Below are 25,197 nucleotides of genomic sequence, written 5' to 3'. Positions count from 1 at the left end.
CGTTGATCAAGGTTCGGCGAATTCCAGCAGTCGTCTTAACGAAGGGATGAATTCGTCGAACCTGGAGTGGGACTTGAGGAGAGACCACTGACCACGATCGAGGCCACCTCTTCGGGCCCAAATACCTTTTCGAGATGCGAACCCACGCGGGGCTATTCCGGATGGCCTTAGCTGGGTCTTGTCCGCCGCAATTCTTCGCGTGGGGTTTCGGCCACCTCGTCCTCCCACTCGTCCATGTCGGTCGCACGCGTCAGCGGCTGCGGCTGCGGATAGCCCATGCGATGACTGCGATGACCAGGAGGACGGCGCCTACCCAGAGCAGGAACTGCAAGGCCTGAATGAAACCAACGACCAGCAGCAGCTAATGGCGACGATGACGAAAATTTTCATGTAATGCTCCTTTAGCGTGGTGAGAAACAGCGACGCTACGTGGGTCTGGGGCAACGATGCGAAAGTCACAATGTCCTGGCATCAGGGCATCGCAACTAGTCATCCGTCGCCGGACTTTCGAGGCGGGAGAGGAGGGCTGCGAGCGCCCGGGCGATATCCATCGCGATGGATATCGCGGCGCCCATCGACGTCGCCGGAGTGGAGTCCTTTCTGTCGTCAAGCTCGGCCATGAGGGACGCAAGCGCATCCGCGGCGGCGGAGTGCGCCGTCAGATCCGTATTTCCCGAATCCCAATCACGCAGCGCCGCAGCCATCGCGTCAAGGGCCAGGCTCACCGACGGGCGCAAGTCCTCTCTCAGTTCCACCTTGATCGGGGTGCCCCACACTGCCCCGGCCAATACCTCCGTGAGATCCCTCACGTGAAAGGCGATGGTTTCGAGCGCGGCCAGGTCCTCGTAGTCGGCGCTCAGGTCTCGGTGGCGGTGGATTCGAGCCCGCGGATTGACTTTGCGGCTTTCGTCGGCCTGCTGCAGCGCAGTTCGCAGCCCGCTGGAAAGGTTGATGAGCGAGTCTTTGCGCGACGCCCAGCCGTCCCGCTCCGGTGGCCAGTGCTCGGCGAGGGCTTCGGCGACCTCGGATAGGTGATCGGCCAGCGCTGAGCGATAGTTCGAGAGCTTCTGGCCCACGCCATTGAGGTTTAGCGCGGGAAAGACCAACATGTTGACCAGGAGCCCGATGACGATGCCGAGGCTGATTTGCACGATGTAGCCAATGGAGTAGGAGTCCGCGTCGGGGCCGCCCACTATCAGCACGAATAAAACCGTCACCGGTATGTATTCGCGGTTGTTGCCGAACCACCCTGTCGCGGCGATCAGCGCGCCAATGCCGACGGCGACCGAAATCGTCACCACGTTCGGCTGGCTGAGAACGAGCACAGCCGCGGCGAGCACGATTCCGACTGCGAGACTGCCGAGGGTCTGCAGAGCATTCCGAACCGAACCCATGAGCGTGGGATACATGCTCACAAGGGCGCCGAGCGGTGCGTAGTAGGGGTAATTGTCGGCGACCCCGGGCAAGTGCGGAGCGATTGACCATGAAATGCCGACGGCTACTGCGGCTTTGCCGGCCTGCAACATGCGCGACCTGGTTATCTGCGATTTCAGCTGCCACGCCGTGTGTGTAACTGATGCCAGCGTGGTGCCTGTCATTATAGTTCCATTCAATCACGGTGCCCACCGGGCGTATGTTGCTTCGTTACGGTACTGACCGAACCGGAGAATTTCCCGGCAATGCACTCCGTTCGAGTTGCCCGGTCATCGTTGTAGGTCGGTTGACAACAAATATCTGCGAATTCTCGAACCGCACCGCTCAGCTCGCCCCCAGCACGGGAGAATGAGCCCGTGACCGCACCGAAAGAAACGGCCCCGCAGCTTTCGGCATCCGTCGGAACCTCCTACGGCCCGACGATTCAGAGTGCGCACTCTGTCGCCTACATCGAGATTTTCTTCGACCTCATCTCCATCCTCGCGCTGACCCAGCTCTCCCGGCATCTCTTTGACAACCAGTCGTTGATCGGTTGCCCTTGAATCCGCCGTGCTCGAGCTCGCTTCTGGTGGATTTGGATCTACACGACCTGGGCGACCAACTGGCTCGACCCGGTGCGATTGCCCGTACGCGGCGCGATCATCGGCCTCGTGATGAGTCCGTCCATCTACGAGTCGTTCGGTGACCGGGGCGCTGGTCTTAACCGTCTCCTATGTCACCTTGCAGCTCGAACGCACCGGGTTCGTGTTGCTGGCGGTCGCCCGGCACGACAGGGCGCTGCATCACACCCACCTGCGGATATTCGTCTGGATCCCGGTCGCCGGGAACTTATGGAGTATCGGCGCCCTTCGTTCGCTCGAATGGCGACTACCGCTCTGGGGCATCGCCCTGGCCACCGAATACCTCTCCGCCAGCCTAAGTGTCCGCGCGCCCGGTCTGGGAAAATCCACCGCAGACGACTGGGACATCTCCGGCGCCCACATCGCCGAGCGGAGCGTCCTATGAGTAATCCTCGCCCTCGGGGAGTCCTTCCTCTTCACCGGTTTCGCATTCATCGACCAGGACATATGACGTGACGGCGTCCTCGGCCTGCTCGTCGCCTTCGTCACCGCCGTCACCATGAGGTGGCTGTACTTGGATCACGGCGAGCGCGTCGGGAGCAGGGCCATCGCGTCGGTATCGAAGCCCGGCTGACTCGCCCGACTCGCCTATACGTATGTGTACGCGATCATCATCGCGGGGATTGTGCTGAGCTCCGCAGCCGACAAGAAAAGGGTGAAGCAGAGGAACCGCACTCGCGAGAGCAGTCCAGCCCACCCGCGCGTCCATCTGGCTTTGTCGAGCCCCGGGTTTGGTGAAGGCTCGGTTAGACCCGTCCATGCCGGTCCAATCCGCGAGACGATCGCAAGTATCAGGAAAAGCTACGACCTCCTCGACGTCATGCAGCCCTCAGACAACGAAGAGCGTCAGTGGATCATTCACGCCGAAACCGTTCCGGAGCTCCGCCACGCCCCGAAACGGCTACTCGATCCGCAGTCTCAAGTGAAGACACTCACGCCACCTGGACCAACCAACAGTCCCACGACGATGAGCACAATACCCCAGAGAATCTGGCGTCGAAATAGCGCGACAATGCCTGCAATAACGAGGACTACCGCAATGATCCAGAGAATTGTTGCCATGGTGCTGCTCCATTTCATTCAGCGCCGACGGGCCGTACGCCCACAGCGGTTTTCGATCTGTTAAAGCGAACGTACCCCCGCTCGATCTCTGACCACTGTGTTTTTCCAGAATGTCGTGGAGGTGAGACTCTGTCATCATCTGTTCGCGGCCATGCGAAACGACCAAGAGAACCCAGGCACGGTCACGTCCCGCTGAGTGGTGGAGTTTCTTAACATCGTGCGGGACGTGACCTAACGGCTAGCGCTTGGTGGCGTCGTCACGTCCCAGAGTCTCGTCAGCAGGTTGATCTGGCAGTAACCCGAGGACGCGCGCCCGGCGGTAGAAGGTCGCTCCGGACATTCTAAGATCGAGCGCGACCTGCGCCGCTGTCTCTCCACCGTTTATGAGCCGGTGGGCGTTTCGGATTTCACTGTCGGTAATGAGTCTCGGTCGCCCGCCCAGATTTTTTCCGGCGGCGCGGCGCTTGATGATCGAGTCGACTACGCGCTCTCGCTTGATTTCGTGATCCATTTGACCGGGCGCCGCCATGATCGTGAACAGCATGGACCCCATCGGTGTCGCGGTGTCGACGTCGTCGCCGCCCAGGTTGAGCACCCTCAGGCCGGCACCGCGGGCGCGGAGCTCTTCGGCGAAAGCGAGCATGTTCTGCGTCGATCGCCCGAGCCGGTCCAGAGCCGTGATGACGAGAGTGTCGCCCGCCTCGAGGGCGTCAAGCGCGCGATCGAAGCAGGGCCGCGATGTGCGAGCTCCTGAGATCTCATGGTCGACGTAGACGTCATCACGCCGGACGCCAGCGGCGAGGATATCGACTTGCTGTCGGTCGGTGGATTGCTGACGCGTCGATACGCGCGCGTAGCCGATCAGTTGGCCCTGCCCCCCATTGAGTGGACACCTCACAAGAGAGAATGTTCACATGGGAAAGACACGCAGGGAGTTCGCTCCTGGGTACAAAGACGAGGCCGTAAAGCTCGTGATCAACACCGGCAGGGCGATAGCGACCGTGGCCCGCGAACTCGGCATCAACGAGGCATCGCCGGGCCGGTGGGTCAGCGCATTCAAGGCCCGTAACGACACCGCTGGTTTGATTCGCCTTGACAAATTCAGCGAACATGATCAACTCGTAGTACGTGACAATTTCCGGCACAGAGTTCGACCGTGAAAGGAGGTGGCTCGTGAGCCACCACGCCGTGATCAACCCCGCCACAGGTGAGACTATCAAGACGTACCCCCAGATTTCGAGTGATGAACTCGAGCAGGTCATCGCAACGGCGGATGAGGCTCACTACGGCTGGTCTCGGAACTCTTCCGTCGACGAGCGAGCCGCACTCCTGCGGAAGGTCGGTGAATTGCATGAGGAACGCCGCGATCAACTGGCGGCCGTAATCGTGCGCGAGATGGGCAAGCCCGTCGATCAAGCGCTCGGCGAGGTCGACTATGCCGCCAACATTTACCGGTACTACGCCGACAACGCGCAGGAATTTCTGAAGGACGAACCAATCACCCTGCTCGGCGGAGAGGGTTCCGCGTTCATGCGCTCCAGTTCTGTTGGTGTGCTCATTGGCGTCATGCCGTGGAATTTCCCGTATTACCAGGTTGCGCGCTTCGCTGCACCGAACCTTATGACGGGCAACACGATCATCCTCAAGCATGCGTCGCAGTGCCCGGAGTCGGCCGCGGCGATTGAGCAAATCTTTCACGACGCAGGCTTCCCGGTCGGCGCCTATACCAATGTGTACGCGGACAGCGAGCAGGTCGCCACGATCATCGCCGACCCGCGGGTACAGGGCGTCTCCCTCACCGGTTCGGAGGGCGCCGGCGCGGCCGTTGCCGAGGTCGCCGGTCGCCACCTCAAGAAGGTCGTGCTGGAGCTGGGCGGGTCAGACCCGTTCATTTTGCTGAGCACCGACGACATGGCCGCCGCAGTGGATGCCGCCGTCGCCGGTCGCCTCCGCAATGGCGGACAGGCCTGCGACGCCGCCAAACGATTCATCGTGATCGATGGACTTTACGATGAGTTCACGGAGAAGTTCACCGCCGCTATCCTGGCGTGCTCTCCCAGCGATCCGACCGTCCCCGGGGCAGACTACGGACCCATTTCGTCCCTCGCCGCGGCGGAGCATCTCGAGGAGCAGGTCGAGCGCGCAGTCGCGCAGGGAGCGACCCTGGCGACCACGGGCAAACGGTCTGGCACCTTCTACCCATCGGCTGTGCTCACCGACGTCACGCGAGACAACGACACCTACCACGAGGAGTTCTTCGGCCCCGTAGCGTTCGTCTACCGGGCAGCCTCAGAAAATGAAGCTGTCGCCCTCGCAAACGACACTCCCTTTGGGCTGGGCTCCTATCTGTTCACGACCGATCCTGAGCAGGCCCTTCGGGTCGCCGACCGCATCGAAGCTGGCATGGTCTTCGTCAACCTCGTCGATGCCGGCAGCGCAGAGCTACCGTTCGGCGGAGTGAAAAGAAGCGGCTTCGGGCGCGAACTCGGACGCTTCGGTGCCAGCGAGTTCGTGAACAAGAAACTCATTCGCATCGGCTGACACATAGACGAAATCCTCAGCCGACGCGGTAAAGACCGTTCAGTTGCCGATAGTGCCGTGTGCCGACCCAAACGCGACCCTTCAGCTAGTGAGTCCGTACAATGCTGCCGTCTTCGTACTCGAAGAGGATCTCTCCACCTTCTGGGCCAAACTGCATATCTAGGCAACATTGATGCGTGAGCCGCGCGAGATGGTGTCTGCTGTGTTCTGTGGTGCTAGATGCTGCGGTGGTCGCGGACCGCGAGTTCCAGGGATTCGAGGCCTGGTGCGAGGGCGGCATCCACGGCCATCGGGTCGGTGATGTTGAGTTGTTGCATCTCGCGACGACCTTCTGGTGCCGTGTTGATTTCGTGCTCGCCGGCCTCGAGGGCAGTTATCAGGTCGGTGATGACGTCGTCGAGTGGTCGGCGTCCCCAACCGAGTTCGGCGCCGGCGGTCTGCGAGGTCATCATCGCGGTGTCGGTAGCGCCGGGGTACACGGTCGCAACATGTACGCCCGTTCCGGTCAACTCGCGGCGGAGTGACTCGCCGAACTGTGAAATACCCGATTTCGTTGCCGCATAGACCGAATAGAACGGCATCCCCACGAGCGCAATTCCGCTGGAAATGTTCAAAATGATGCTCCCGCTCTCCGTCGCGCTCTGTCGAAGCGCGGGAAGCAAGGTCTTGGTCAACAGAATCGGGGCGGTGAGGTTCAGATCGATCATCGAGTGGACGTCCGCATTGCTGGTCAATTCGAGCCGGCCCGCCCACACATTCCCGGCGTTATTGACGAGGAGGTCGACGGTGCTCCACGAAGCGACTGCGTGTGCGATTCGTTCAACAGCGCCGCTCTGAGTGAGGTCCTCGACGAGGATCTCGGTGGTTCCGCCTTCGGCGGCAACGAGACGTGCGGTTTCGGTCAATGTAGCGAGCTGGCGCCCAACTAAAAGGAGATGTCCTCCTCGTCGTCCGAATTCGAGCGCAAGTGCCCGACCAATGCCCTGCCCGGCGCCCGTGATGATTCCGCGTCGGTTGTTGAGATTCAGACTGTTCAGGTACATCAGGCACGGTCGAAAGCGGTGGATTTCACGGCCGCCGACATGGCCGCCTGGAATCACGGATGGCAACCACTCCGTAAGGAACGGGTATCGGCACGCGGCGCTGAAGTTCCGGATCCTGGCAGGCGGCGGTGATGACATTGACATCAGCCAGTGTCGGCGCCTGCAAAATCAGCCGATCGGTACTGAGTTTGAACTTGTCCATTTTCCACACTATCGGTTGACCATGCCGCCGATTTAGGAACCCGTTTGCGGTCTGTTCGACATCGCAGTACCTGAGGCGTCAGTCGCTGATGTCATCTCACTCGAGCGGGGTCGTCGTTCCCGACTCCCAATCCCGTCGCAAAATTGCGTAGCCGAAGGAGGCCATGGGGACGCGACCCGCAACCGGCCACCCGTCGCGGTAGCAAGCTTCCTGAATGAAGCCGGCACGTACGAAGGTCCTTCGCATCGCGATGTTGTCGGAGCGGGTGTTTCCCTCGAATCGATTGACCTCGGGCATCGACGAGAAGACGTGAGTCGTCAGCGCGTTGAGGACCGGCGACCCGAGGCTGCGCCGGCGATATTTGGCTGCCAGACGCAGATCGAACAGCGGCGCTCCGTCGGTCAGGTCATCGAGAACCGCGTATCCGACGCGGCCCAGCGTGTCGACGTTGATCCAGAAACCGGCGTGGTCCGGCCCCTCGAAGCGTCCCCCAGAAATTCGATCCTCGACCTCGCCAATAGTCAGTCTGCCGCCGCCGTGGAACGGAAAATCGTTTCCTGTCAGGAAGCGAATCAGCTCATCCCGGTCCCCCGGCAGATTCATGGGGACCAGGTCAATTTCCATGGAACGAGCCTATCGGCTAGACATCAGGCGGCAGACGAAGCTCCTACGCACAGCGAGCGGTGCCTCGGAACAACGCCTTTAAGGCTTACTCACGATCTACTGAAGCAGCTTCTCGAAAACGATATTGACCGGGGTGAACCCCTCTGCCTCGAAGAATCCATGAGCGTGCGTGTTGAATTGCCAAGAATCAAGGCGGAGCGTCGTAACGGCCAATTCGCCAGCGAGTTTCACGGCAGCGTGCATGAGCTGTCGACCTACACCGGAGGATTGTTGCTCCAACTCGACAGCGATGTGGTGGATGTACAGGATTGAGGAAGCCACCTTGAACGGGTTGGCAGCACGAGTGGCGTGTTCGGCGAGGAGATAGCCGACCGCGACATGGGCATCCGTTTCTGCGAGGAGGATATGACTGCCATCTGAAAAGCGGGCGCGAAAGAAATCGTGCAATGCGTCGCCGGATGGTTCGACGAACAAGTCCGGTCGGCCAGCCGCATGCATCTTCTGAATACCGAGCTCCAGCAGTACCAAGGCGACCAAGTCATGCCCCGTTGCGGGCCGAACGGTCGTTGGCGCTCCGGAGCGGTTCATGGCTACAACGATAGGCGGAGAACGTGATCCAGGCCGGTGAACAGTGCCGCACGGGCAGCTTCCAAAGCGCGCGCCGCAAATTGCAGGGAGGCGCGGCCAGCAATCTGAACGAGGTTTGCGGCCAACCCACCTGAAGCGACGGGTGGTCGTATGCGTGCGGCCCATCCGGGAGGGATTTCCGGCCAGATGGGGGCAAGCGATAGGCGCCGCACGCGGTGACGCCCACTACAGTTTCCATTCCAGACTTGCCATTACGCCAGCGTATCGAAGCCGCTGACCCGGACCCGCCCATAGGCTTCAGAGCATGATCGAGCCTGACGACACGAGCGCTGCCCGCGCGGCATACGACACCGTTGCGGTGGACTACGACGAACTGCTCCGAGACGAGCTGGCGGGCAAGCCCCATGATCGCGCCCAGCTCGCGGCCTTTGCTGAACTCGTCCAGGCCGACGGAAACGGGTCTGTTGCCGACATCGGGTGTGGCCCCGGTCGGATAACGGCGCATCTTCACGATCTCGGTCTTCAGGTGTTTGGGATTGACCTCTCGCCGGAAATGATCGCGGTCGCGCGACAGGCTCACCCCTCGCTTCAGTTCTTAGAGGGAACGATGGAAGCGCTCGATCTCGCCGACGACACTCTAGGCGGCATTGTTGCGTGGTACTCAATCATTCACACGCCGCCAGAACGACTGCCTCTGGTGTTCGCCGAATTTGCTCGCGTACTCGTCGCCGGCGGGTACCTGCTGCTCGCGTTCCAAGCCGGCGACGAGCCACGGCACCTAGCGCACGCTTATGGCCACGACATCGATCTCATGGCGTATCGGTTGCCGCCTGATCGCATCGTCGACCTGTTGGCCGCGGCGGGACTGGCCGTGCAGAGTCAGCTCGTACGCGCACCGGACCAATCGGAGAAAACTCCCCAAGCCTTCCTCCTGGCACGCAAACGCTAATTTATAACGTTCTTAGGCCGCTGAGTCAGTACGCGCAGGAAATATCGGAGGTCGTCGATGAGGAGTTCTGGCTCTTCGAGGGCGGCGAAGCGGTCGCCGCGGTCTTCGATGTCGGTCCAGCGCACGATTGTGTAGGCTTAAATCTATTCTGAGCGATGCCGACATCGTGAGCGAATTGGATCGCAGCTGTCGGGACTCCGGAGTTCGCTGGCGCGGCACCCCAAGAGTTCTGGGCGTAGCCGACGTACGCGGACGAGCCCCCACTACCGGTGAACCAGTACAGCGAGGCGTTTGCCAGGATCCACTCGCGTCCGAGGATCTCATCGGGCAGCTTCTCGACCGGCCAGGTCCAAGCCCGGAATTTGTCGAACATCCAGGCCAACTGCGCAACTGGTGAGTCGGTTAGGGCTATGCCGAGGAGACCGGGCCGGGTTGATTGGATGGCGATGTAGCCGCACTCGTCGTTCATGAACGTGCCGACGCGCTTCAGCCAGTCCTGGTCAAGCTGGCTCATCGCATTCCGCGCCGTGTTGACGATCTGGCCCGGGAAGCTAATGCTTCGCTGACGTGAACGCCGATCACCCGGTCGGGTGCAACGCGGACGATTTCTGGGGAGATGGTGGCGCCGAGGTCACCGCCATGGACCGCGAAGTTCTCGTAGCCGGCGCAAGAAGAAGTAGCTGCGGGCCGTGGCGGCCAGAATGCATTCAAACATGGTGCGGCCTTTGAGACGTTCGGCAACAAGAACCTGAAAGGACTGAACGTCGTGCCATCGCAACGAGAGACAGCGCGTAATAGAGGTTGTCTACCAAGACTGTAGAACCGGATGCCCGCAGGCAAAAGAGCCGCGCAGACCATTTCAGAGCAGTTGCTCCCGCTGGCCCCGTAGCTGTTGTCGCGGGGTTGGTCGTGACGCCAAGGGCACCAGCTCGTCGATCCGGTCGAGGATCTCCGACGCAGCACCATATCGGCCGCGGGCAGCTGCGGCGACGGCCCCCAATGCCGCGTGCTCCTAGGATGGGGGCATGAAGACGGTTGCGGTGTACAGCACCAAGGGCGGGGTCGGCAAAACAACGGCAGCCGTCAATCTGGCCTGGGAGGCGTCTCGGGAGTGCCGGGTACTGCTCTGGGATCTCGACCCGCAGGGTGCCTCAACCTATGTGCTCAATGTAAAGCCGAGGGTCAAGGGCGGCGTGAACTCCCTCATTCGAGGGAAGACCGAGATGGATGCCGCGATCCGATCTACCGTCTACGAAAATCTCGCCGTACTGCCAGCAGACGAAACTTACCGAGATTTGGATCTGGTCCTGGACGCGGCGAAGAAGTCCACGCACCGTATTGCCAAGGCGCTTGAATCGGTCGCAAGAGAATATGACGTCGTGATCCTGGACTGCCCGCCCGGGGAATCCCGTGTCGCCGAGAACGCGCTGCACGCCGCCGACCTCGTCGTTTTGCCCCTCGTTCCGTCGCCGCTCTCGCTTCGGTCACTGGCCCAAGTCAACGAGATCATCGCGGATTCCGACAGTCCCCCCAAGGTCTTTGCATTCCTGTCGATGGTGGACCGCCGCAAACTTTCGCACCGCGCTGCTGCCGAGACTCTGCCGCGTGAATATCCGCAGGTGATCGACCTCGTGGTCCCCGCGACCGTTGTGATCGAGCGGATGGGTTCAGAGCGCGCCCCGGTCGGATCGTACGCTCCCGACACCGAGGCGGCCCGCGTGTTCGCGGAACTTTGGGAGTATGTTCGCACCTCGTCCAAGGTCAAACGGGCAGCACCGTCAAAATTGCGTGCGCGCTAACATCACAGCCAAGCGCGCATCGAGATGCTCTCGTGCAGCGCCGAATGTATGAATCGCCGTGCACATCGCCGTGTAATCAGCATTGTGGAGAAACGGCGGACTGCCGCGACCTAGGGGAGGTGCGGAGATGGCCCAGACTGAGAAGAACAAAACAACGTCCGTTTCGACCAACAGCATGCAGAAGCAAGCCAAGAAGGCCTTAGTACGCGCCGAGAAATCGGTGCAGGCCGCCCGCGAAGCCGTCGCCCACGCCAGCGCGAAGTTGCGCAAAGAGGCGCAGGCCTTGTCGAAGCAGACGCAGAAGTTAGCGACGAAACAGGAAAAAGCAGCAGGCAAGATTGCCGCCGCCACAGAAACAGCCCGGGCACAGGCCTCGACCATAAAAAAATCGAACCGTCCGGCCCTGCCGACACCAGCGCCGGTCCGTCCCACAAAAGTTGCGGCGCAGACTCTGACCGAGCAACGCGGACATCCGCGGGGCTTCAGCGGGACGAACGGTTCCTGTCATCGAGAACAGGACCATATCCTCGGCGATCAAGGTAATCCGCGGGTGAACTGCACCCGATGAATCGCTGAGGATTTCTTAGCCGCGAACCGCGGTCGCTCACCCTGACATTACGCCACGTGCGGGGCTGTGTATGGCGCTGGGCGTCGTTCGGCGCGCAGCTGGGACCGCGCTGCGTGTTCCACGAGCACGGGAATGAAGTCCCGGATGGGCTTATCGTCGAGCGAGGCGTGGCACGCCGACACGACGGATTTGACCCGACCTGTCGGAAGATCGGCGTACCTGACCTCGAGCCGACGCACCACATCGTCGACCGCATTCTTCTCCTGCTTTGAGTCCATATCTCATTGTGACCGTCTTTCCGTGTCGATTCGAACCAGATCCATCCCCTAAAAGGGGTGAAGAACCTCAATGGCGTTGAATAGCCTGCGGCCCCAGGGGGTGCAATCTACTCCAAGGGTGATCGCCCTACGGCTCCACCGATAGCCAGGCTATGGTCTGGCTCGTACCGACCGCGCGCAGCTCGAGTATTCTCGACCTGACCAGGATTTCTTCGGTCTAGAGGCCTCCGTTCTCTCGAAATAGCTGGACTGACTTCGGCCTGTTTCGAGGCAATAAACGTTGAATAAACGTGCGTGCGTCAAATCTCACCGCGAACGGCCATCGCGACCCGGCGCCTTTCCGAGATCAAGCACGGCCGAAATTCTAAAAGACCGCCCGAATGTCGTCAAGAGTGCACGTTGACTCTTAGAAAACCTCCGCGTTACTATATTCATTGCTGACGATTTTTAATCGCGTTAACAGCTTGCACCGCATCGGCGCGAATGGCGTCGGGATGCCCGACTTCGAGAAAGCCTGGGTCGCAGCCTACAACACTCCTGGCTGCGCTGGCACGTTCCTGTGTGAATATTCGGCCTTCACGCTGTTGGTCATTGACGAGTAGCGGCTGGACTGGCCAGTGGAATCGAAACGCGACACGCTGCTGGGTCGACGGGCTTCTGCACTCAGTATCAGCAGAAGGGCTGACACCAGCGCCTCGGCCCCGGAGTTCATACAGACGCGATCATGGCCCGGATCATCCACAACACGGTCTGTGTGGTAACCCGCCCTCTCCTCTTGAGCCGCCTTGAAATAGACCCAGCCGCACCCAGCGGCCCTGTGGCCCTGTGGCCCTGTGGCCCTGTGGCCCTGTGGCCCTGTGGCCCTGTGGCCCGAAAATATGCACCCGCGCCGCCGCCCAGACCGGGGAGAGCCATGGTTCTTTTCCCCTAGGACCAACGTTCATCGCGACCACGACGACGGCGAAAGCTGCGACGACCGTTGCAGTGCCCAGCGAGCGACAACACCATCAGACGTGAGTCCGCTCAAGCGCTCCGGGGGGCTGCCCGCAAGGGCGCGCGCACGGGGGTCGCCCACAAACCGGCCAGTCGTACCGCTCGAAGGGCGGTGAAAAGTTCGGCCGCCTGCACGGGTTTGGCTACGGAACGCCCGGTCATCTCGGTTATCCGCCCCAGTCGGTGAAGTACCGTATTTCGGTGGCAATGAAGTTGCTTGCCGCACTCGGCGGTCGAACCGTCGGTGGTGAACCAGCATTCAAGCGTGTCCAGAAGCACGCGGGCATCGTCTGGATCAAGGTCAGCCAGCCCGCCGAGAACGCCATCGCGGAGTTCGGCAGCGTATGCGGGTTGAGACACGAGAATGGTATCGATCGGGGCCGCGCCGTAGAGATGCACTCCCACCGCGGCGGGGGCGATGCAACGCATGGCCAAAAGCGCTTGTCGCACCGCGACAGGCGCGCGCTCGAGGGCTTGTATCGGCAGGCTCACCCCGATTCGTGAACTGACGGTTCCGACCAGTGCGTGCGCGGCGGCGGAAGGGTGCGCACCCGCCACACTTCCGAGCAGGCCCAGATACTCACCTTTCCACGGAGCCCAGGCGGAGCTGACCCCCATCCCCCGCAGTCGGTCGGTTATGGCGGGAATTGGGTCATCGTCTGAGTGCCGCATCTCAACGGCAAGAACGACGAATGTTGCCTCCTTGGGAAGGCCAAGAGCACGAACCGCTCGACCGGCATCCCCCGAGAACTCGCCTTCCAGAATCGCGAGCAGCACGACGTTCTTGCTCTGCTGGTCTTTGCGTTCCCATTCGTCGACGACCTCTCGGTACGTCTCCGCGGCGGCGTTCGAGTACCGGTCGATAATGCCCCATACTCCGGATGACGCGGTGAGCAGCGCTGTAGCGTGTTCGGGCGTCGTCGCCTTCGCCATCAACGCGTCCCACAGGTGCAGACCGGCAAGCCGGTATGCGTGCAGGAGACTCGCCATGGGGATGCCGTGCTCCGCTTTCACGCGGCCGGCATGGCGGGGTGCGGCGAGCGAGTCGTTGATGCCGAGCAGGCACTGCAGGATCGCCTCGAGGTTGTCATGCACGATACCTTCGAGCACACCGGCGCCGAGCACGCTCTCGGCGTAGTCGTGCTCGCCGTTGATGATCTGGGCAACGATGCTGTCTGATAACTCGCCGACCGAGTCGATCATGCCCGAGAAGAGCTCGCGAGCGCCGTCCACCATGACATCCTGGGTCGGCATGCTCAGCGGCGCTTCATTGCGTTCCATTTGCACAGTGTAATCCGGTGACTCTTGCGTTTGGTTGTGCGGCCGCACAATGCACAGTTCCGAAATCGCGGCGGCGGCCCATCGCTATCGCTGACGGTGGAGCCGAGACTAGCCTGACACCGCAACCCGGAATCCGGGTCGCCGTCAGGCAACAATCAAAGGAGATTGATGACTACCACCGATCCGATGTCGAGGACACAGCCCATTCGGGCCCTCGACCAGCAGCAGCGCGACCAACTCGACGCCGCCATCATCGAACTGGCCTCGGGTGCCAAGCGCTGGGCCAGCACCCCACTTTCCGAACGAGCCGCATTACTGGGAGCTGTGCACGCAGCCATGACGGGGGCCGCTCAGGAATGGGCGGAGACTGCCGCTGCGATCAAGGGACTAGACCCGTCATCACAGCTCGTCGGGGAAGAGTGGATCTCCGGCCCGTATGCCAGCCTTTCAGGCGCCGGTACCCTCGCTCAGTCCATCGCAGCCCTCGCTGCGGGGAGGAGCCCCCTTGCCAGCAGCCGCTTCGGAACGGCTCCCGGCGGTCGCGTCATCGTCCCGGTACTTCCGACCAACGGGTACGAGTGGTTGCTGCTGCACGGATTCAGCGCTGAGATCTGGATGGCTCCTGGCCGCTCTCCCGAGGAGGTACGGGCCAGCGCTGGCCTCGGTGAACTCACGCCGACAACGTCGGGCGGAGTGGGACTCGTGCTCGGCGCCGGCAATATCACGTCGATTCCGCCGCTCGACGTGCTGTACGAGATCGTCGCGAACAACCGGTCGGTGCTGCTCAAACTCAACCCGGTCATGGCTGGAATGAAATCCGTTTTCGATAAGGCTCTCGCCCCCCTGATCAAAATCGGAGTGCTTCGTATCGTGCAGGGCGCCGGCGACGTCGGTGCGTATCTCACGCAGCACGATGGCATCGCGCACGTGCACATCACCGGGAGTGCGGCAACACACGATGCCATCGTCTGGGGAACGGGCGCGGATGCCGCGAGCCGCAAAGCAACGGGCACCCCGTTACTAGGCAAACCGATCACCAGCGAACTCGGCGGAGTATCGCCCATCATTGTGCTTCCGAGCGCATGGACGAAGCATGACCTGCGCTATCAGGCCGAGCATGTCGTTACTCAGCGCCTGCACAACGGCGGATACAACTGCATTGCCGGCCAAGTGGTTGTCGTCAGCAGCAACTGGCCCCAGAAGAAAGCGTTCCTCGCCGAACTCCGACGGGCACTGGCGGCAGCACCTCAACGCCCCGCCTGGTACCCCGGCAGCGATGGGCGCATGAGAGCCGCATCGGCCGCGTATCCGACCGCCGAGCGGATGGGCCAAGACGGCTGCCGCCTGCTGATCGATGTCACAGCCGAAGACGACGCATCGAACGTGATCACCACGGAATATTTCTCCCCGGTGCTGGGCGTTGTCGAAGTGCCGGGCACGGGGCAAGCCTTCCTCGACGCCGCCGTCACGCTGGCCAATGACGAGTTCGTCGGCACCCTCGGTGCGAATCTCATTGTCGAGCCCAAGGTCATCCGGCAGCTCGGAACCGGGTTCCTCGAGTCCATTGCACGCCTGCGCTACGGCACGATCGCCATCAATGCGTGGACCGGCCTCGGCTTCCTCACAGCAACCGCGTCGTGGGGCGCCTTCCCCGGTGCCACCATCGACAACGTGCAGAGTGGCATTGGAACCGTGCACAACGCGCTGCTCATCGATCGGCCCGAGCGCACGATCGTTCGCGGCCCGTTCCGGCCGTTTCCGCGATCGTTCGCACACGGAGAATTCACTCTGTTCCCGAAGCCGCCGTGGTTCGTGCAGGCGCGTTCCGCCGCGACGACCGGACGTCGTCTCGCGGGTTTCGCGGCCAAGCCGTCATGGCTGAAGATGCCCGCCATCTTCCTGGCGGCATTCCGGGCCTGACCCTCCGGTCATCCCGCACGCTCCCCCATACTCATCCCCAGCCAGAAGGCGAGCCGCCGTGTTCACCAGTCCCTTTCCCGACGTCGAAATCCCCAATCTCAGCGTCTTTGACCATCTCTTCGGTTCACTCGAAGTCGCATCCGCGAACCACATCGCCCTCGTCGACGGGGCGACCCGTGAGACCACCACGTACGGCGAGTTGGTGCGCCAGATCGAAGCAGTTGCGGGGGCACTCGCCGCTCGTGGCATCGGTGTGGGTAGCGTCGTGGCGCTGCACTCCCCGAACCGACCCGCTTTCGCCGTGGCGTTCCATGGCATTCTGCGAGCTGGCGCCACGGCGACGACCGTCAACGCACTGTCGACGGCCGGTGAGATGGCCACGCAGCTGGCCGACTCCAAAGCGGTAGCCATCATCGCAGCGGATATGCTGTTCGCCGTCTCTGCGGAAGCCGGCGATCTCGCCGGTGTGGCAGCAGACAACATCATCAGTATCGGGGAGGTCAGCGGGAGCACGAGTCTGGCCGACCTGATCGCCGAGGCGTATCCCGCGCCCGAGGTACATTTCGATCCGGCAACGCACCTGGCCGTGCTGCCATACAGTTCGGGCACGACGGGCAAGGCCAAGGGCGTCATGCTCACCCACCGTAATCTCGTGGCCAATGTTGCGCAGTCAGCACCCATCATCGGCGTGAGCGCCGATGATCGCGTTCTGGCTGTGCTGCCGTTCTTCCACATCTACGGCATGACGGTGTTGCTCAACATCTCTCTGGCACAACGAAGCACCCTCGTGACCATGGCACGATTCGATCTGACTGATTTCCTCAGTCTCATCCAGTCCGAGCGCATCACCTACGTCTTCATCGCTCCTCCCATCGCGGTGGCGCTTGCGAAGCATCCGCTGGTGAGCGAATTTGACCTGTCGAGCCTGCGCACGGTGTTCTCGGGGGCGGCGCCCCTGGACGGCATCGTCGGCGGCGCTGTTGCCGAGCGGCTGAACTGCGAGGTTCTCCAAGGCTATGGAATGACCGAGATGAGCCCGGTATCGCATGCTTCACCCCGAGGTCGAACCGATATTCCCCTAAACTCGGTCGGTCTGACGGTGCCAAACGTGCAGTGCCGTATCGTTGACCCGCTCACCGGAGACGACATCGAGATCCCGGCCGTGGGCGTGAGTGAGCCCGGCGAATTGCTGTGCCGCGGCCCGAACATCATGGTGGGCTACCTCGGAAACGATGAAGCAACCCGGGCGACCATCGACGCCGACGGTTTTCTGCACACCGGCGATATCGCAACGGTGAGCTCCGAGGGGTACGTGACTGTCGTTGACCGACTCAAAGAGCTCATCAAATACAAGGGATATCAGGTCGCGCCCGCAGAGCTTGAGTCGTTGTTGCTGGGGCATCCCCAAATCGCCGATGCCGCAGTCATCGGTGTGATCGACGCGGATGGTGAAGAGGTGCCGAAAGCATTCCTGAGACTGCAACCGGAGGCCACGCTCACCGGGGAGGACATCATGATGTGGGTCGCCGATCGGGTAGCCCCGCATAAGAAGGTTCGACAGGTGGAAATGATCGACTTCATCCCGAAGTCGGCGTCAGGCAAGATCCTGCGCAAGGATCTGCGGTCAAAAGGAGCGCTCGTATGAGTACCAACACTGAAGAATTCGACTATATCGTCGTCGGTGCCGGATCGGCCGGAGCAGCTGTCGCAGCTCGACTCACCGAAGACGCGAGCATCTCCGTTCTGCTGCTCGAAGCCGGTGGTGTCGACGATAAGCAGGAAATCGTCATCCCGGCCGCGTTCCCGAAGCTGTTCAAGTCCGATGCCGACTGGAACTACCAGACCGAGCCGCAGGCCGAGCTAACGGGGAGGTCGATCTACTGGCCACGTGGCAAGGTGCTCGGCGGCTCATCCTCCCTGAACGCCATGATGTGGGTGCGCGGATTCGCTGCCGACTATGACAACTGGGCAAGGCTCGCCGGGGACGGCTGGTCGTACGAGGCGCTCCTGCCGTATTTCCGCAAGGCGGAGGCAGTGGAGGGCAACAGCGATCCCGACCAGGGCACGGACGGCGCGAATTCGATCTCGCACCAACGCAGCCCTCGATCGCATACCGCAACCTTTCTTGAGGCTGCCGCCGAGGTCGGAATGCCCCTCGTCGCGCCGAACTCGGCAAACCCGGAAGGGGTCAGTCAAACGATGGTGAGCCAGCGTGGCGGCATGCGGCACAACACGTCGGCCGCCTACCTTGCGCCGGCAGCCGAGCGCTCCAACCTGCTCGTTCGCACCGGGGCACACGCCACTCGCGTGCTGTTCGACGGAACCCGCGCTGTCGGTGTCGAGTACCTCAGCGAGGGCACCCCGACCTCGGTCTTCGCGCGCCGCGAGATCGTGCTGAGCGGCGGAGCGGTGAACACACCGCAGTTGCTCATGCTGTCGGGCATCGGCGATGCGACGCACCTTCGCTCCCTCGGAATCACCGTGCTCGTCGATGCTCCCGAGGTCGGATTGAACATGCGCGACCACCTGTTCGCGGCGCTGGCAGTCGAGACCGACGATGACACCCTCTTCGGTGCCGAGACCGAGGAGCAGCTCAACGACTTCGTCTCGCAGCAGCGCGGCATGCTCACCTCCAACGTTGCGGAGGCGTACGGTTTCGTCAAGACCGACCCATCGCTCGCCTTCCCCGACATCGAGGTGCTCTTCGCCGCCGTGCCGTATATCGGTGAGGGGCTTGTGGCCGCGCCGCGGCACGGCGTCAGTGTCGGCGCTATTCTGCTGCGGCCCAAGAGCCACGGAACCGTGCGACTCGCCTCCGCCGATCCGCTCACGAAACCGCTGATCGATCCGAATTACCTGGGCGATCCGAATGGAGAAGATCGTGACACCTTGCTCGCGGGCCTCGGCGTGTGCGAGCGTATTCTTGCCGCCACGGCGTTCGCTCCAACGCGGACTGACGGCAAGTTCATCCAACCCGCCGGGTCGGATGCTCAGACCGCGGCCGAGCGTGATGCCACGGTGATCAATGAGTTCTCGCAGACGCTCTACCACCCGACGAGCACCGCTCGCATGGGATCGGATGCTGGATCGGTGGTCGACCCGGAGTTGCGTGTGCGCGGCGTGCAGGGACTTCGCATCGCCGACGCGTCTATCATGCCGGAGATCATACGGGGGCACACGAATGCTCCATCCATCATCATCGGAGAGAAGGCGGCCGATCTTCTGCGCGCATCGGTGCCGACCAGAGTGGAAGCGGCTTCAGTTCATTGAGGTGAGTCCGGCGGCGAGGATCGCGCGGCAGCGCGCATCCACCCGGCGCAGGATCACGGTCGCGGCGAGAGTCTCCCTCGCGACCGGCGGTGGCGCGAATGAGAGGCTGGTCAGCGATGTTTGCGAACAGATTGGGCTTCATCCGCACGCATTCCGTTCCCTGTTCCCTACCGATGATGTGCTGTTGGATGCGGTGAATGATCTCTTCGTTGAGGAGTGTGCGCAACGACTTCGAGGTGGGGTTTCGGCGTTCACCCCGAAAGGTGTTGGTGTGATTCTCGACACCTGGGAGCGATCCTTTGAAGCTTGGCTTCTCGACGGGTATACCGAGTCGAACTTCTCCGAGTCCCCCTATATTGCTAGAACACTGCCTGCGCTGCTAGAGCAGGTCAGCGAAAGGCGGTCGTAGTCGAGTAAAACCGCGAGGTGGCAACGATGATGCCTGTCCAGATCGGAAGCGTGCATTTATCGCGCCCAGCCATGCGCTCGCTACTTTCCGGTGGCAGCGGGCCCGTGACCCTCCGGTGGATTGCTTGACTCCAGAATCGCACTCTTGCGCCGTCCCCAGCGGATGAAAAGCCCCAGAGCCACGACGATCCCAACCACAACGAGAACCTGGACCACCACCCAGAAGATCCACCAAAAAAGAGCACTGAATTCCATTTCGACCACCCCTCGATTCGCGGACACCTGAGCGCCCTACCCAGCGCGACCCTAGGCCCGGGTTGTCGTTCGAGGCAGTACGCCGTCGAGTGCCTGGCCAGGAGAGATCATCCCGAGCATCTCGTTTGACGGACCTCCTACGGGAATGGCCCCGCGAAGACGGGGCTTAGCGGCCCGCGTTGACAAGAAAGTCGCGTTTGCCCCGTCCATTAGAATCCCGCCTGGCTCTTACGCAACAACCATTCCAAGCTGACGAGATCTTGGACACCCGGTATCTCTGCGTAACGTTGGACCATGAGTGGCTCGCGCAGACGCGCCACACGCACCAATCAACGTAGTGAGCCACGCCGCCGGGGAGGGTACAGTTTTGCTGCGGTGGTCCTCTCCCCCGCGATTCATCCGTGATTCGAGTGCAGGCAAACCCCGCAACCATCCTTCACAAATGAAGGATCACCTCCGCTCCGGTCTTTCCGGAACCACGGCTTGCGTACCGAGCTCACCAGCGAACAGAAAAGCCGTCAAGGTCTTGGACGGCCTGGATCTCAGTGGTGCCAATTTCAACGGCGCCGTACTCACGAACACCAGTTTCAGGTTGACCAAACTAGATGGCGCCATCTTTATCGGGGCCGATCTTCGAAACGCGGACCTGACAGCAGCGAGAGCCGATAAGGCAGAGTTCCTGGGAGCAAACCTAGACGGTGCAACTCTGCACACTGCCTCCCTCGATGGTGCATCGCTCCGGAACGCCGACCTGCGGAACACCGATCTAAGCTACACATCCGTCCGTGGCACGCTTTTCTACGGGTCCAAGTTCAGTAAACACACGTTTAGCGTCGACCCGAAAATGGGTGGTCAGGATTTCGTGTGCTACGACGAAAACACCCAATGGCCAGATGGAGCGATCCCATCCGAGGGGCTATTCGCCAAGGATCAATACGACCGAAAGCTCGAATGACAGCTTCCGCTGCAAAATGCGTTGCGTTGAGATGCCCGGTCACGGGAAGTCGCGGCAGGTGTCCATGTGGCAGATGTATATCTTCTCGCCCTTGCAAGTGTTCTTCGATGCCCGCACCAGCACCATACTGCTCAAAAACGTCGCGTGAATGTTGCGAGCAAGAAGGGAAAAACGGCGCATCACATTTGTTGGGACGTGACCCCAGCGCTGCTCCGCCCGCAGTAGCGCGAAGCTAAACCTTCTTCAGCGGATCATTTCCCCAATTCATCAGCGAGTAGCGCCAACGCGAGTGCTCGACATCGGAATCCGGTTTCTGTGCCCTATGTCGCTTGACGTAACTGACGACCTTATGCATGTGTTCGATATCGGACGCGGTGAGATCGCCCTTCTTCGTTCCAAGAATCGTGACGATCCTGCGTCCGGACCGATGGCCGGTGGATTCCCCGCTACCATCGTCTTTCTGTCCGACCTCTTTGGATTCGTCTGTATTGAGCCACGACGAGATCTCACTGGCGGTCATCGTGACCGCGCTTTTCCAGTCGTCCCAGATCGCATCGACATCGTTCGCTTTAGCTGCCATAACTCAATCATCGTGGTGAAGCTTCACCTCGACAAGGGCGTGTGTTGGCTTCGTGGCGTGATCCGAACTTTTACGAAAGGGCTCGGTCAAAAGGAGCATTTTTGGCCCTACGAACATTCGATTTGCGCGCATTGGACGAACTGCCAGCGAGCTGATAGTTAACTTCCCACTAGTACCTGGACACAGCCGTCCGTAGGCTGCGAGCATGAGCGATTTCAGCAAAGGTGACCGAGTGAGTTGGGCGACGTCTCAGGGACGAACTCAGGGGGAAGTCGTCGACAAGAAGACGAGCGACTTTAACTTCGCGGGCACAACGTTTCACGCCTCGAAAGATGACCCTAAATATATTGTGAAGTCCGAGAAGACGGATGCGGAAGCCGCCCACAAGGCCAGTGCCCTGCGCAAGCTGTCGCCACGATAGGGCAACTGCTATTCGAACAAATAGGCTCTTCTATCTGACCGCCGGTACCTTCGGTTTGCACTGCATGAAGGACGGGGGCGGGGCTGGCCGAAGCGAACCCGATCCAGGAGTTTGACCTAACTCCTGAACCGTTTGGCTATTGACGACGGCTCGCAGACCAGCGGCACGCTTCCGCGATCTCGTCCAGCGATTTCCGCGCGGGCTTTCGGCCGACCTAGCTAGGATCCCCTCAAGACATTTCAGAGACGGATGCCCGCGGATGGGAGTCCCGCGGCGACAGCCGGTAGCAGTGCATCGAAGGTGTGACCTTTTTTTTGCGAGCCGCTGCGCTGCCTCAAGCGCAGCACGAGCAAGGGCGGCGTCGAGCCTTTGCGCCGTCGATTCCGGAGCCGCACCGAGCGGCTTCGCACCGGTGATGCCGTAACGGTCCCGATAGGCCGCAACCGCGCATCCGTTTTGGCGCCACGCGGCGGCGGCCAACCCGCGCGGCGCGGCGCCGAGGGCTCGAGTCCACGGCTCCCCCACAAGCAACGCGTGGTCGAGCACGTCGGCCGCTCGCGACTCGATCAGGTCAGCGCGCTCGACCAACGCCTGGTGCATGGCGGTATCCATCGGCCCGAGTGCGCGAGGGATCAGCCCGGCGACGTGACGCGGAGAACGGCGCGTGCGACCCGCTCCGGTATACCTCGACACGACCGCCGCGACCCGGGCTCGCAGCACCGCCGCAATGTCCTGCGCATCCTCGAACCCGCGAGCCACAACAACCCGGGGCAGCAGGGCCACCTCGTCCACAAAGTGGGCCTCGGCTCGCCGAAGCTCGGCAGTCAACGGGCCGAAGGCATCCGAATTGATCACGTTCAAGGTCTGTTTGTGCGACAGACCGCTCGCCCGCACCGCGGCCACCCACCGGTCGTGCTGCGCGGCCGCCGCGAGAGTCTCGTACTCCGCCGCGAGTTGCGCCACCGAGCCCCACGCATCCTGCTCCGCCGCCAGAGTCTCGTGCGCCGACAGCTCGGCGCCGACGTGCTGCAGAATGCCGAAGAGGATGCTTCGCGCCGTCACGTCCGCAGCGTCACCCGGCCGCGGCCCCACATGCGCCACGTCGGGCCGGTCGACAGCGATGTAGGCGGTGTTCGCCTCGCGGCCCCGCGTCATCGCGACGTACAGGTTCTCCCGCGGCATGCTCGGCGCCACGACGACGTGCGCGGTGTCGGTCGTGATTCCCTGCGCCCGGTGCGAGGTGACCGCGTAGCCCAGCTCCACGTGTTCAGCGACGTAGGAAGCGGGCAGCAGCACCGTGCTCCCCCACCGACGACCCCACCGTCGCACCTCGACCGCACCATTCCGATGCACGCCGATCACGCTCCACCGGTCGCCGTTGCGCACCCAGCTGCGGGACGCGTACAGCCGACGATCGTTGCGGCGGGTGATGACCGTGTCACCGACGGCGGCGCGGGTTCCGTCGTGCAAGGCGACTTCGTGCAGCGCGTCGACCCGGCCCTCCAAGATCAGTTCGGTTCGGGCGCGCACGTTCAGCGCCGCGACGGCCTCGTTCGAGTCGCTGATCAGCACGGTCGACTTGCCAGAGCGGATGTCCGCGCGCCAAGCCACGTAGGCGGCATCCGCCATGGCTTCGGTGCTGCCATCGCGCAGGCGGTCATGCGTGGCGTAGAGGTCGATCGACTCGGGGTGGCCTTTGCGCAGTCCGAGTGACGCGGTCTTCTCCCACTCGTGCACTAAGCGGTGCACGTCGACGAGTTCGGGCGCATCCGCCCGGTCGTGCACGAGCAACGAGAACGCACCGCCCGCGTCAACCGACTGCAGTTGGGCGTAGTCGCCGACCAGCAGCACCTTCGCGCCCGCATCCACAGCCAACGCGGTGACCCGATCGAGCGGCAGCGTGCCCGCCAGTGACGCCTCGTCGATGATCACGAGCTGCCCGGCCCGAAACGATGAACCCTGGTCGATATGTGTCTGCCACCACTTCGCCAGGTTCTCCGTCGCAATACCAAGATCCGTCGCTAGTACCGTCGCGGCGGCGGCCGAGGGCGCGAGCCCGACGACGGAGCCTGCACCGTGCGCCGCCTCCCAGGCTCGCCGCAGCGCGTTCATCGCCGTCGTCTTGCCCGCACCGGCCGGCCCCACCAGCACATCTATCACGCGGCCCGAACCAGCAACGCAAGAGAGCGCCGCGAGCTGGTCATCGGCGAGCCGCCCGCCACCCGGCAACCGAGAAGAAGCGGCCGCCCTGAGCGCCACACGTGATGCAGTCAAAAGCACGGCACGCTCCAGCAACCGAGACTCAGCATCCAGCAGCTCGGTCGAGGTAAACACCACGGAGTGCTTCGGTCGAAACACCGATGTCCCGTCATCTCGTTGAAACTCCACAGGGCTCGAGGCGAGCTCGGGTGGCGTGAGGCGCAGGGACGTGCGCTCGGCAGCATCCACTATGAGGCCGACGACGGCTTCCCGATCGGACGCCGACGCGAACCGGTACGACATCGTTTGGCGCGCAGCCTCGGCCGTGAGATTCCAGTGCCGCCACGTGGCGCGCTTCTCGCTCACGACCATCATCACGCTCACCCCGAACGCATCCACAGCCTCGCGCGGCAGGTCCTCGGCACGCAGCAACACCGGAGACGAGCCGACAACCGTCGAATAGTGAACCGTCCCTGATTTCTTGCCGCTTTCTTTCTAGTGAAAGGATTCGGTTATGCCCAAGAAATACCCAGATGAGGTTCGTGAGCGAGCGGTTCGTATGACGCTTGATCGTGTGAAGGATTATCCGTCGATGTGGGCCGCGTGCCGCGACCTTGCACCCAAGCTCAATGTCGGCCCGGAGACGTTGCGGAAGTGGGTCAGGCAGGCGCAATCCGACGCGGGAGAACGGACCGGCCCAACGAGCGAAGAGCTCGAGGAGATCAAGCGCCTCAAGCGCGAAAACCGGGATCTTCGGGAAACTAACGAGATCCTCAAAGCAGCGGCGTCTTTCTTGAGCTCAGGGAGCTCGACCCTCGCAACCGTCCATAGTCGCCTTCATCGTTTCGATGAAGGCGAACGGCCATGGAGTCGAGCTGACTTGTGGCGTCCTGGGTGGNCGTCCTGCGTGAGCAGGGCGTCGCGGTCACTTCACAGCGCGTATCGTGCGTGGAAGATCCGCGCTGCTGCGGTTAGGACCCGCAGCGACGCTGTCCTTCTGGATCGGCTTAAAGCGTTGACAGTGCGGGACGTTCAAGGCCGGCAGCAGCCAGAGATTCTCTACGGCCGCCGCAAGATGACGGCGTGGCTGAGCCGGGGCGAGTTCGCCGGCGTGTCCAAGCACACGGTGGACCGGTTGATGCGGCTGGAAGGCATGAACGGCCTCGTTCGTGGCCGTAAACCGCGCAGCACAGTCTCCACCGGGAAG

Annotated in this window: 26 protein-coding genes; 14 read left to right on the top strand and 12 right to left on the bottom strand. The window is 62.1% G+C overall.

What is annotated here, in order from left to right; translation table 11 throughout:
• Positions 1 to 485 precede the first annotated feature (485 nt).
• Complete coding sequence (locus tag CXY78_RS15905; RefSeq protein ID WP_092342137.1) at positions 486 to 1,598, bottom strand: aromatic acid exporter family protein; 1,113 nt, start codon at positions 1,596 to 1,598, stop codon at positions 486 to 488.
• A 192-nt stretch (positions 1,599 to 1,790) separates the two neighbouring features.
• Here CXY78_RS15905 and CXY78_RS15900 point away from each other — a divergent pair, with 192 nt between their 5' ends.
• A complete protein-coding gene (locus CXY78_RS15900) occupies positions 1,791 to 1,976 on the top strand; it encodes a hypothetical protein (protein ID WP_092342139.1) in 186 nt (61 codons plus the stop codon).
• A 139-nt stretch (positions 1,977 to 2,115) separates the two neighbouring features.
• Positions 2,116 to 2,439 (top strand): low temperature requirement protein A, encoded by a 324-nt coding sequence (locus CXY78_RS15895; RefSeq protein WP_104090210.1) that lies wholly within the window; start codon positions 2,116 to 2,118, stop codon positions 2,437 to 2,439.
• A 533-nt stretch (positions 2,440 to 2,972) separates the two neighbouring features.
• Here CXY78_RS15895 and CXY78_RS21275 read toward each other — a convergent pair.
• Entirely contained in the window at positions 2,973 to 3,116 is a 144-nt protein-coding gene (locus tag CXY78_RS21275; RefSeq protein WP_166789862.1) for a GPGG-motif small membrane protein, read from the bottom strand.
• A 238-nt stretch (positions 3,117 to 3,354) separates the two neighbouring features.
• The gene (locus CXY78_RS15885) at positions 3,355 to 4,014 is read right to left on the bottom strand and encodes a recombinase family protein (protein WP_092342145.1); all 660 of its coding nucleotides are present in this window, start codon (positions 4,012 to 4,014) and stop codon (positions 3,355 to 3,357) included.
• Positions 4,015 to 4,030: 16 nt separating this feature from the next.
• On the opposite strand from CXY78_RS15885, the gene CXY78_RS15880 reads away from it, so the two are divergent.
• Positions 4,031 to 4,276 carry a transposase gene (locus CXY78_RS15880; protein ID WP_104090206.1) on the top strand — a complete coding sequence of 82 codons (246 nt, stop codon included), beginning with the start codon at positions 4,031 to 4,033 and terminating at the stop codon, positions 4,274 to 4,276.
• A gap of 13 nt (positions 4,277 to 4,289) precedes the next feature.
• Entirely contained in the window at positions 4,290 to 5,657 is a 1,368-nt protein-coding gene (locus CXY78_RS15875; RefSeq protein WP_092342149.1) for an NAD-dependent succinate-semialdehyde dehydrogenase, read from the top strand.
• A 215-nt stretch (positions 5,658 to 5,872) separates the two neighbouring features.
• On the opposite strand, the gene CXY78_RS15870 is transcribed toward CXY78_RS15875, so the two are convergent.
• The 4 genes from CXY78_RS15870 to CXY78_RS15860 all read right to left on the bottom strand — a co-directional run bounded on the left by CXY78_RS15870 (position 5,873) and on the right by CXY78_RS15860 (position 8,063).
• A complete protein-coding gene (locus CXY78_RS15870) occupies positions 5,873 to 6,700 on the bottom strand; it encodes an SDR family oxidoreductase (RefSeq protein WP_198412838.1) in 828 nt (275 codons plus the stop codon).
• A 25-nt stretch (positions 6,701 to 6,725) separates the two neighbouring features.
• The gene (locus tag CXY78_RS21080; protein ID WP_158252888.1) at positions 6,726 to 6,902 is read right to left on the bottom strand and encodes a hypothetical protein; all 177 of its coding nucleotides are present in this window, start codon (positions 6,900 to 6,902) and stop codon (positions 6,726 to 6,728) included.
• Between the two features lie 96 nt (positions 6,903 to 6,998).
• Positions 6,999 to 7,526 carry a GNAT family N-acetyltransferase gene (locus CXY78_RS15865; protein WP_092342151.1) on the bottom strand — a complete coding sequence of 176 codons (528 nt, stop codon included), beginning with the start codon at positions 7,524 to 7,526 and terminating at the stop codon, positions 6,999 to 7,001.
• Between the two features lie 96 nt (positions 7,527 to 7,622).
• Complete coding sequence (locus tag CXY78_RS15860; RefSeq protein WP_158253330.1) at positions 7,623 to 8,063, bottom strand: GNAT family N-acetyltransferase; 441 nt, start codon at positions 8,061 to 8,063, stop codon at positions 7,623 to 7,625.
• Between the two features lie 355 nt (positions 8,064 to 8,418).
• Here CXY78_RS15860 and CXY78_RS15855 point away from each other — a divergent pair, with 355 nt between their 5' ends.
• Positions 8,419 to 9,063 carry a class I SAM-dependent methyltransferase gene (locus tag CXY78_RS15855; protein ID WP_092342155.1) on the top strand — a complete coding sequence of 215 codons (645 nt, stop codon included), beginning with the start codon at positions 8,419 to 8,421 and terminating at the stop codon, positions 9,061 to 9,063.
• Positions 9,064 to 9,088: 25 nt separating this feature from the next.
• On the opposite strand, the gene CXY78_RS15850 is transcribed toward CXY78_RS15855, so the two are convergent.
• Positions 9,089 to 9,577 (bottom strand): hypothetical protein, encoded by a 489-nt coding sequence (locus CXY78_RS15850; RefSeq protein ID WP_104090204.1) that lies wholly within the window; start codon positions 9,575 to 9,577, stop codon positions 9,089 to 9,091.
• A gap of 511 nt (positions 9,578 to 10,088) precedes the next feature.
• Here CXY78_RS15850 and CXY78_RS15845 point away from each other — a divergent pair.
• The gene (locus CXY78_RS15845) at positions 10,089 to 10,862 is read left to right on the top strand and encodes a ParA family protein (protein ID WP_092342159.1); all 774 of its coding nucleotides are present in this window, start codon (positions 10,089 to 10,091) and stop codon (positions 10,860 to 10,862) included.
• A 127-nt stretch (positions 10,863 to 10,989) separates the two neighbouring features.
• Positions 10,990 to 11,430, top strand: coding sequence for a hypothetical protein (locus CXY78_RS15840; protein ID WP_092342161.1), 441 nt, complete (start codon positions 10,990 to 10,992; stop codon positions 11,428 to 11,430).
• 47 nt (positions 11,431 to 11,477) lie between these two features.
• Here the strand turns inward: CXY78_RS15840 and CXY78_RS15835 are convergent, their stop codons facing one another.
• Positions 11,478 to 11,708, bottom strand: coding sequence for a three-helix bundle dimerization domain-containing protein (locus CXY78_RS15835; protein ID WP_092342163.1), 231 nt, complete (start codon positions 11,706 to 11,708; stop codon positions 11,478 to 11,480).
• Between the two features lie 434 nt (positions 11,709 to 12,142).
• Here CXY78_RS15835 and CXY78_RS21745 point away from each other — a divergent pair, with 434 nt between their 5' ends.
• Positions 12,143 to 12,310 carry a hypothetical protein gene (locus CXY78_RS21745; protein WP_233206213.1) on the top strand — a complete coding sequence of 56 codons (168 nt, stop codon included), beginning with the start codon at positions 12,143 to 12,145 and terminating at the stop codon, positions 12,308 to 12,310.
• A 421-nt stretch (positions 12,311 to 12,731) separates the two neighbouring features.
• On the opposite strand, the gene CXY78_RS15825 is transcribed toward CXY78_RS21745, so the two are convergent.
• Complete coding sequence (locus CXY78_RS15825) at positions 12,732 to 13,982, bottom strand: CdaR family transcriptional regulator (RefSeq protein WP_104090203.1); 1,251 nt, start codon at positions 13,980 to 13,982, stop codon at positions 12,732 to 12,734.
• Between the two features lie 168 nt (positions 13,983 to 14,150).
• On the opposite strand from CXY78_RS15825, the gene CXY78_RS15820 reads away from it, so the two are divergent.
• The 4 genes from CXY78_RS15820 (at position 14,151) to CXY78_RS15795 (ending at position 20,790) form a co-directional block, all read left to right on the top strand.
• On the top strand, positions 14,151 to 15,902 hold the full coding sequence (locus CXY78_RS15820) for an aldehyde dehydrogenase family protein (protein ID WP_199182627.1): 1,752 nt from the start codon (positions 14,151 to 14,153) through the stop codon (positions 15,900 to 15,902).
• A gap of 58 nt (positions 15,903 to 15,960) precedes the next feature.
• A complete protein-coding gene (locus CXY78_RS15815; protein WP_092342167.1) occupies positions 15,961 to 17,547 on the top strand; it encodes an AMP-binding protein in 1,587 nt (528 codons plus the stop codon).
• Positions 17,544 to 19,172, top strand: coding sequence for a GMC family oxidoreductase (locus CXY78_RS15810; protein ID WP_092342169.1), 1,629 nt, complete (start codon positions 17,544 to 17,546; stop codon positions 19,170 to 19,172). The genes CXY78_RS15815 and CXY78_RS15810 overlap by 4 nt, the downstream gene beginning before the upstream one ends.
• Positions 19,173 to 20,277: 1,105 nt before the next feature.
• Complete coding sequence (locus tag CXY78_RS15795) at positions 20,278 to 20,790, top strand: pentapeptide repeat-containing protein (RefSeq protein ID WP_092342174.1); 513 nt, start codon at positions 20,278 to 20,280, stop codon at positions 20,788 to 20,790.
• A 232-nt stretch (positions 20,791 to 21,022) separates the two neighbouring features.
• Here the strand turns inward: CXY78_RS15795 and CXY78_RS15790 are convergent, their stop codons facing one another.
• On the bottom strand, positions 21,023 to 21,370 hold the full coding sequence (locus CXY78_RS15790) for a DUF3140 domain-containing protein (protein ID WP_092342176.1): 348 nt from the start codon (positions 21,368 to 21,370) through the stop codon (positions 21,023 to 21,025).
• 205 nt (positions 21,371 to 21,575) lie between these two features.
• Between CXY78_RS15790 and CXY78_RS15785 the strand changes: the two genes are divergently transcribed.
• A complete protein-coding gene (locus tag CXY78_RS15785) occupies positions 21,576 to 21,791 on the top strand; it encodes a DUF2945 domain-containing protein (protein ID WP_092342177.1) in 216 nt (71 codons plus the stop codon).
• A 30-nt stretch (positions 21,792 to 21,821) separates the two neighbouring features.
• Here CXY78_RS15785 and CXY78_RS15780 read toward each other — a convergent pair whose 3' ends face one another.
• Complete coding sequence (locus tag CXY78_RS15780) at positions 21,822 to 24,425, bottom strand: ATP-dependent RecD-like DNA helicase (protein WP_369827329.1); 2,604 nt, start codon at positions 24,423 to 24,425, stop codon at positions 21,822 to 21,824.
• A 79-nt stretch (positions 24,426 to 24,504) separates the two neighbouring features.
• Between CXY78_RS15780 and CXY78_RS15775 the strand changes: the two genes are divergently transcribed.
• Positions 24,505 to 25,197 (top strand): transposase (locus CXY78_RS15775; protein ID WP_140425725.1); only part of this gene is annotated, 693 nt, incomplete at its 3' end.

Origin of the sequence: Cryobacterium sp. N19, from assembly GCF_002929595.1 — a bacterium.
Taxonomy (GTDB): Bacteria; Actinomycetota; Actinomycetes; order Actinomycetales; family Microbacteriaceae; genus Cryobacterium; species Cryobacterium flavum.
This window is presented reverse-complemented; position numbering and strand designations above follow the sequence as displayed.

What these genes read in the sequence shown, in the direction of transcription:
- CXY78_RS15905 (WP_092342137.1), bottom strand. Translation starts at nt 1,598, where the DNA reads ATGACAGGCACCACGCTGGCATCAGTTACACACACGGCGTGGCAGCTG.
- CXY78_RS21275 (WP_166789862.1), bottom strand. Translation starts at nt 3,116, where the DNA reads ATGGCAACAATTCTCTGGATCATTGCGGTAGTCCTCGTTATTGCAGGC.
- CXY78_RS15880 (WP_104090206.1), top strand. Translation starts at nt 4,031, where the DNA reads ATGGGAAAGACACGCAGGGAGTTCGCTCCTGGGTACAAAGACGAGGCC.
- CXY78_RS15870 (WP_198412838.1), bottom strand. Translation starts at nt 6,700, where the DNA reads ATGTACCTGAACAGTCTGAATCTCAACAACCGACGCGGAATCATCACG.
- CXY78_RS21080 (WP_158252888.1), bottom strand. Translation starts at nt 6,902, where the DNA reads ATGGACAAGTTCAAACTCAGTACCGATCGGCTGATTTTGCAGGCGCCG.
- CXY78_RS15865 (WP_092342151.1), bottom strand. Translation starts at nt 7,526, where the DNA reads ATGGAAATTGACCTGGTCCCCATGAATCTGCCGGGGGACCGGGATGAG.
- CXY78_RS15855 (WP_092342155.1), top strand. Translation starts at nt 8,419, where the DNA reads ATGATCGAGCCTGACGACACGAGCGCTGCCCGCGCGGCATACGACACC.
- CXY78_RS15850 (WP_104090204.1), bottom strand. Translation starts at nt 9,577, where the DNA reads ATGAGCCAGCTTGACCAGGACTGGCTGAAGCGCGTCGGCACGTTCATG.
- CXY78_RS15845 (WP_092342159.1), top strand. Translation starts at nt 10,089, where the DNA reads ATGAAGACGGTTGCGGTGTACAGCACCAAGGGCGGGGTCGGCAAAACA.
- CXY78_RS15840 (WP_092342161.1), top strand. Translation starts at nt 10,990, where the DNA reads ATGGCCCAGACTGAGAAGAACAAAACAACGTCCGTTTCGACCAACAGC.
- CXY78_RS15835 (WP_092342163.1), bottom strand. Translation starts at nt 11,708, where the DNA reads ATGGACTCAAAGCAGGAGAAGAATGCGGTCGACGATGTGGTGCGTCGG.
- CXY78_RS15825 (WP_104090203.1), bottom strand. Translation starts at nt 13,982, where the DNA reads ATGGAACGCAATGAAGCGCCGCTGAGCATGCCGACCCAGGATGTCATG.
- CXY78_RS15820 (WP_199182627.1), top strand. Translation starts at nt 14,151, where the DNA reads ATGACTACCACCGATCCGATGTCGAGGACACAGCCCATTCGGGCCCTC.
- CXY78_RS15810 (WP_092342169.1), top strand. Translation starts at nt 17,544, where the DNA reads ATGAGTACCAACACTGAAGAATTCGACTATATCGTCGTCGGTGCCGGA.
- CXY78_RS15795 (WP_092342174.1), top strand. Translation starts at nt 20,278, where the DNA reads ATGAAGGATCACCTCCGCTCCGGTCTTTCCGGAACCACGGCTTGCGTA.
- CXY78_RS15790 (WP_092342176.1), bottom strand. Translation starts at nt 21,370, where the DNA reads ATGGCAGCTAAAGCGAACGATGTCGATGCGATCTGGGACGACTGGAAA.
- CXY78_RS15785 (WP_092342177.1), top strand. Translation starts at nt 21,576, where the DNA reads ATGAGCGATTTCAGCAAAGGTGACCGAGTGAGTTGGGCGACGTCTCAG.